The organism is Helicobacter sp. (assembly GCF_029067145.1).
Taxonomy (GTDB): Bacteria; Campylobacterota; Campylobacteria; order Campylobacterales; family Helicobacteraceae; genus Helicobacter_D.
The window spans coordinates 1-2,420 of sequence record NZ_JAIEFA010000089.1; the positions used below are offsets into that span (position 1 = coordinate 1).

The following is a 2,420-nucleotide window of genomic DNA, read 5'->3' on the forward strand; positions in this document are numbered from 1 at the left end:
TGCAAATATAACGCATTTGTTGTCAAAAATGGTTTAAGATTCTGAAATTTAACCTTGTTATGGATAATTTTAGCTACAATGCACCAAAAATAAAAGGCTTGAAAATGGAATCGCAAAAGAATCTCAAAAGCGTAGAAGTAGGACAAAGGATTCTGTCCAAAAACGACAAAGTCGCAAGGGAATTGCGAAAAATCTATGCAAAAGAAAATCTTTTTGTCCTCAACCTTATGAGCTCACCCGGTAGCGGCAAAACAACGCTTTTGGAAAATATTGCCAAAAACAAATTGCTAGAATTTAGCGTCATAGAAGGGGATTTGCAGACCAATCGTGATGCCGAGCGTCTCCAAGCCTATGGAGTCAATGCCCACCAAATCACCACAGGCGATGCGTGCCACTTAGAAGCGGCAATGGTGCAGGAATCTTTAGAAAAATTGCGCATACAGGGGGAGTTTAAGGACTTTTTATTTATAGAAAATGTCGGTAATCTCGTTTGCCCTGCGAGCTACGACTTAGGCGCAAATATGAATATCGTCTTGCTTTCCACTCCAGAGGGAGACGACAAGGTTTTAAAATATCCTACAATTTTCTTATGTGCTGATGCGGTAATCCTTTCTAAAGCGGATTTGATAGAAGTATTTGACTTCAAAGTTTCCCAAGTAAAAGAGGATTTAAAAAAGCTCAAAAAAGAGATTCCATTGTTTTTAATCTCCTCCAAAGATATAGAATCTCAACGTAAATTTTGTGCATTTTTACAACAAAACAAGGAGAGAAATTATGTGTCTAGCCATACCTTCTAAAGTCGTTGCGATTGATACTACCAACAATACCGCGACATTGGATACATTGGGTGTAACGCGTGAGGCAAGCTTGGATTTGATGAGCGAAGAAATCCATATCGGAGATTATGTATTATTGCATATCGGTTATGTTATGGGCAAGATTGATGAGGAACAAGCCAAGCTTTCATTGGAAACTTATACAGAAATTATCCAAACGCTTGAGGAAGAGGAAAAGGAACTCAGAGAATCTATGCAATAGTTTATTGCGTGGGATTGATTCGTCATTGCAAAACCCTTTAGGGCTGCGGTAATCTATTTTTATGCAAGATTGTGGATTGTTTTGCTTGTAGCTAGGCAAGGAATAGAAAAAAATCCCTTGTGTGCCTTTGGTTGCACTTTTTCGTGCATTTTGTAATAAATTTTAACCTATACTAAAGTCGCTAATTTTTCCTCTGCCAATCCATCTAAATATTTCACAACATCATCACTTGCCAATTCTGCTGCTTGGAAGTATTTATAAATCTCCTCTAAGCAGTCGTGTGCATTTCCGTGTGTAACCATTAATGCGTGTCCTGCAATGATATTATCATGGACTCCCTGATGTGGTGGTTCAATTTTAGGATAACTTGCATATTGTGAGAAGAGTTGTTTGCCCGTTCCTGTATCATACCATTTACCTAAACGGCAGTCGTGATGCCCTGCAAACTTCGCTTCCATATCCTCATTGAAAATTGCACGATACCCATTGATTTTGAAAAACAAGTGGTCTAGCTTAATCAAACCAACAAAGGTAATTGTGAGAATTTTGTCTGTATCTACATAGATTTGTTCTGCAGATTGATTGATGTGTTCTAATACTTCGTTTTGCGTGCCTAGTTGCTCCATTTCTTTAATAATTTCATCAGAATTCGTTTGCACTTCAGAGAAATTTTGTTGAACAACTTGGATATTCATTTCAATTTCTTTAGTCGCTTTTTGTGTGCGCTCTGCAAGCTTGCGCACCTCATCAGCTACGACAGCAAATCCTCTTCCGTGTTCTCCTGCACGCGCTGCTTCAATCGCAGCATTAAGAGCAAGCAAATTGGTTTGGTCTGAAATATCTGTAATCAGTGCAATGACACTTGAAATCGCGGTAAAGTCGTTTTGCACTTGGGTAACCATTGTATTAAATTCGGAAAGCTTTGCAGTCATATTAGACAAGCCTTCTGCTAAAATATTTTGAATCTCAATAGAATTTTTCTTATTGTCTGCTGCAATAGATTTTGCAGAGCGCAATAAATCCACGGTTTTTGCAAAGTCATCTTGTAAAATCTTTAAATTTTTACCGCAACCATTTGCAAGTGCCAAAGTCATATCTTTGAAAGTTCCGCTTTTGTCATCTGTTTGCGCTTCTTCTGAATATTCTTGAAGCTTTGCGTGTAATTCCTCGTTGTGCTTTTTTGCTTCTTGGAGTTTCTCTTTTAAAAGCTTATTTTCCTCTAAAGCACGATGCAATTGTTCTTTATACTGACTACCAAACATATTCTCTCCTAACTCTTTAAGTTGATTTTTATTTTACGAAAATCTTTTCAAAAACTTTTATTAAAATTTTATAGCTAATTAAATTAAAAAATTATAAAAAATATTAATCTCTATTTAAAC

The 2,420-nt window shown here is 36.8% G+C and carries 3 protein-coding genes; 2 read left to right on the forward strand and 1 reads right to left on the reverse strand.

Going from position 1 to position 2,420, the window contains the following annotated elements; genetic code table 11:
* The first annotated feature begins 104 nt into the window (after window positions 1-104).
* Window positions 105-797, forward strand: coding sequence for a hydrogenase nickel incorporation protein HypB (gene hypB, locus K2N75_RS08565; protein ID WP_300120349.1), 693 nt, complete (start codon window positions 105-107; stop codon window positions 795-797).
* Window positions 775-1,038, forward strand: coding sequence for a HypC/HybG/HupF family hydrogenase formation chaperone (locus K2N75_RS08570; RefSeq protein ID WP_300120351.1), 264 nt, complete (start codon window positions 775-777; stop codon window positions 1,036-1,038). The genes hypB and K2N75_RS08570 overlap by 23 nt, the downstream gene beginning before the upstream one ends.
* A 167-nt stretch (window positions 1,039-1,205) precedes the next feature.
* On the opposite strand, the gene K2N75_RS08575 is transcribed toward K2N75_RS08570, so the two are convergent.
* Entirely contained in the window at window positions 1,206-2,300 is a 1,095-nt protein-coding gene (locus K2N75_RS08575; protein WP_300120353.1) for a methyl-accepting chemotaxis protein, read from the reverse strand.
* Window positions 2,301-2,420 lie beyond the last annotated feature (120 nt).

Bases quoted from the DNA above. Each gene is read 5' to 3' on its own strand.
- hypB (WP_300120349.1), top strand. From the start codon at position 105: ATGGAATCGCAAAAGAATCTCAAAAGCGTAGAAGTAGGACAAAGGATT.
- K2N75_RS08570 (WP_300120351.1), top strand. From the start codon at position 775: ATGTGTCTAGCCATACCTTCTAAAGTCGTTGCGATTGATACTACCAAC.
- K2N75_RS08575 (WP_300120353.1), bottom strand. From the start codon at position 2,300: ATGTTTGGTAGTCAGTATAAAGAACAATTGCATCGTGCTTTAGAGGAA.